This window comes from Tardiphaga sp. (assembly GCF_028290495.1).
GTDB lineage: Bacteria > Pseudomonadota > Alphaproteobacteria > Rhizobiales > Xanthobacteraceae > Tardiphaga.
The window spans coordinates 1-3,743 of the sequence record NZ_JAQGJT010000119.1 but is presented as its reverse complement, the minus strand read 5'-3'; the positions used below and the strand labels follow the sequence as shown (position 1 = coordinate 3,743).

Below are 3,743 nucleotides of genomic sequence, written 5' to 3'. Positions count from 1 at the left end.
CTCATGTCGTGCTCGACGACGACGACGGAGCGAGTGGTGGCGATCTCTTTCAGGAGCTTGGCGGTCTCGACGGTTTCGGCGTCGGTCATGCCGGCGACCGGCTCATCCACGAGCAGGAGTTTGGGGTCCTGGGCGAGCAGCATGCCGATCTCGAGCCACTGCTTCTGGCCGTGGCTGAGGCCGGCGGCGAGGTCGCCCTTGCGGGCTGTGAGGCGGATGGTCGCGAGGATTTCCTCGATGCGGGCCGTGTCGTCGTTGTTGGCAGTGTAGAACAAGGTTGGGAAGACGCTGCGCGGTTTCCGCAGCGCCAGCACCAGATTGTCCCAGACGGTCTGACTCTCGAACACCGTCGGCTTCTGGAACTTTCGGCCGATGCCGAGGTTGGCGATTTTTGCTTCGTCGAGCCGGCGCAGGTCGATGGTGTCGTCGAACAGCACTTCGCCGGCGTCGGCGCGGGTCTTGCCGGTGATGATGTCCATCATCGTGGTCTTGCCGGCACCGTTCGGGCCGATGATGGCGCGCATCTCGCCCGGTCCCAGCACGAGGGACAGATTGTTGATGGCATGAAAGCCATCGAACGAGACGTGGACCCCGTCGAGATACAGCAACGCCGAGGTGATGCGCTTCTGCCGCGCCTCGGCCTCGCGCGCCGCGACCTGCGGATCGACGATGCCGAGCGCGTGGTGAGCGGGCTTTTCAATCACGGACGTTTCAATCACGGACATCCGCCTACTCCGCCAGATGGGGTTTGCTGACGCCGTCTTCTTCGGCGACACTTTCGGCATTGGCTGTGATGCGCTGCTGCTTCCACGGCTCCCACCATGCATTGAAGGTGCCGATGATGCCCTTCGGCAAGAGCAGCGTCACCAGAATGAACAGCGCGCCGAGCATGAACAGCCAGTACGGCGCGAGCGCCCCCGAGGTGAACACCGTCTTGGCATAATTGACGACAACGGCGCCCAGCGCCGCGCCAATCAGCGTGCCGCGACCACCGACCGCGACCCAGATCACCGCCTCGATGGAATTCGCGGGGGCGAATTCGCCGGGGTTGATGATTCCGACTTGCGGCACGTAGAGCGCGCCGGCCACACCAGCCATGCAGGCCGACAGCGTGAACACGAACAGCTTGTAGGACTCGACGCGGTAGCCGAGGAACCGTGAGCGCGACTCAGCATCGCGGATCGCAATCAAGACCTTGCCGAGCTTCGAGGTCACCACCGCACGGCACATCAGGAAGCCGAGCATCAGGGCCAGACAACTCAGCGCAAACAAGGCGGCGCGGGTGCCGTCGGCCTGCACGTTGAAGCCCAGGATGTCCTTGAAGTCGGTGAGGCCGTTATTGCCGCCGAAACCGAAATCGTTGCGGAAGAAGGCGAGCAGCAGCGCGTAGGTCATCGCCTGCGTGATGATCGAGAGATAGACGCCTGACACGCGGGAGCGGAAGGTCAACCAGCCAAAGCCGAAGGCCAGCAGGCCGGGCACCACCAGCACCATCAGGGCGGCGAACCAGAAATGGTCGAAACCGAACCAGTACCACGGCAGTTCCTTGTAGTTCAGGAACACCATGAAGTCGGGCAGTACAGGGTTGCCGTAAACACCGCGCGGACCTATCTGCCGCATCAGGTACATGCCCATCGCGTAGCCGCCGAGCGCGAAGAAGGCGCCGTGGCCGAGCGAGAGAATGCCGCAATAGCCCCAGATCAGGTCGATCGACAGCGCCAGGATGGCGTAGCAGACATATTTGCCGAACAACGCCATCAGGTAGGTCGGCACCTGGAACATGGAGCCGGCCGGCAGCAGCAGGTTCGAAAGTGGCAGCAGGATGCCGACAGTGGCGACGACCAGCAGAAAGACCGTGGCACTGCGGTCGAGCGAACGGGTGAGAATGTGCGGAGTCATGAGCGCACTCCGCCAGTTCGATCGTCGTTGTGATCGAAGCGAAGCAATCCAGAAGCCGCAAGCGAAGACTGGATTGCTTCGTCGCAAGCGCTCTTCGTAACGACGAAGGGACAGGACAGAGCTGAATTCGAATAAATCATCATCATGCTTCGATCGCCCTGCCCTTGAGTGCGAACAGGCCGCGCGGCCGTTTCTGGATGAACAGGATGATCAGCACCAGAATCGCGATCTTGCCGAGCACGGCGCCCGCCACTGGTTCCAGGAACTTGTTGGCAATGCCCAGCGTGAAGGCGCCCACCAGAGTGCCCCACAGGTTGCCGACGCCGCCGAACACCACGACCATGAAACTGTCGATGATGTAGCTCTGGCCGAGGTTGGGGCTGACATTGTCGATCTGCGACAGCGCCACGCCGGCGATCCCGGCGATGCCCGAGCCGAGGCCGAACGTCAGCGCATCGACGCGCGAGGTCGCGATGCCCATCGAGGCCGCCATCTTGCGGTTCTGCGTCACCGCACGCATTTCCAGACCAATGCTGGAATAACGCAGCATCGCCAGCAGGATTGCGAACACCGCCAGCGTGAAGCACAAAATCCACAGCCGGTTATAGGTGATGGTGATCTGGCCGAGTTCGAACGCGCCGGACATCCAGGAGGGATTGCCGACCTCGCGGTTGGTCGGGCCGAACATGGTGCGCACCGCCTGCTGCAGAACAAGCGACAGACCCCAGGTAGCCAGCAGGGTTTCCAGCGGCCGGCCGTAGAGGAAGCGAATGATGGTGCGCTCGATAATGATGCCGATGACGCCTGCAATGACGAAGGCCAGCGGCACGGCGATCAGCAGCGAATAGTCGAACAGGCCGGGATACGAGGTGCGGATCACTTCCTGCACCACAAAGGTGACATAGGCGCCGATCATCACCATCTCGCCATGCGCCATGTTGATGACGCCCATCACGCCGAAGGTGATGGCAAGGCCGATCGCAGCGAGCAGCAGCACCGACCCCAGCGACAGGCCGTACCAGGCGTTTTGCACCGTGGACCACAGCGCCAGCGTGCGCTGAATGGCGGCGGTAGCACCGGCCGCGGCGTTCGCAATCGCCGGCGGCTGATCGCTACCGAGCCCGGTCAGCAGCGCCATCGCTTCCTGGTCGCCGCGCGCCTTCACGGTGGCGATGGCTTCGAGCTTCTCGACGTCGGTGGCGTCGGGCTTGTAGAGCAGGATGGCGGCGCGGGCTTCGGTAAAGGCCGCCTTCGCCGCCTTGTTGGTTTCCTTGGCCAGCGCGCCGTCGATCACGGGCAGCATGGTCTCGTCGTGGGTCTTGAACACCGACTGCGCGGCTGCGATCCGCTTGGCGGGATCGGGCGACAGCAAAGTCAGGCCGCCAAGGGCAGCTTCCACGGTGCGGCGCAGGCGGTTGTTGAGGCGAACGGCGGCCGCATTGTCCGGCAGCTTGTCGACGGCGGCTCCCGTCGCGGCATCGATGACCTTGCCGTCGGTCCCTGTGACGAAAACCTTCTTGGTGTCGGGATCGGCCGCCAGCCGACCGTCGCCGAGCGCACTAATGATGGTGAACGCCAGCGGATTGCCCGAAGTCGCGACCACGCCGACGGCGTCGTCGGTGTCGGAAAAATCGTCATTAGCGAATTTGGCGACCGCGTCCTCGAACGGGCCGGCCAAAGCCGGGACAACAAAGGCCGGCACGGCAAAGGCCGCGACCAGCAGTAGCGAGAGGCAAAACGCGCGAAGGCGATCGAGATAATTGGCAGGCACTGTACGACCCCGGCGGGAGTTTAAGGAGAAGGCGGCGGTATAGCCGCCCTCTCCGGCCTCGTCTTTTGGAAGT

At 63.2% G+C, this 3,743-nt stretch carries 3 protein-coding genes; all 3 read right to left on the bottom strand.

Annotated features, from left to right (window positions below; all coding sequences use genetic code 11):
* Positions 1-725 (bottom strand): urea ABC transporter ATP-binding protein UrtD (gene urtD, locus JWQ24_RS17795; protein ID WP_299810817.1); only part of this gene is annotated, 725 nt, incomplete at its 3' end.
* Positions 726-729: 4 nt separating this feature from the next.
* Positions 730-1,899, bottom strand: coding sequence for an urea ABC transporter permease subunit UrtC (urtC, locus tag JWQ24_RS17790; protein WP_299810814.1), 1,170 nt, complete (start codon positions 1,897-1,899; stop codon positions 730-732).
* 142 nt (positions 1,900-2,041) lie between these two features.
* The gene (urtB, locus tag JWQ24_RS17785) at positions 2,042-3,622 is read right to left on the bottom strand and encodes an urea ABC transporter permease subunit UrtB (protein ID WP_299810820.1); all 1,581 of its coding nucleotides are present in this window, start codon (positions 3,620-3,622) and stop codon (positions 2,042-2,044) included.
* Positions 3,623-3,743 lie beyond the last annotated feature (121 nt).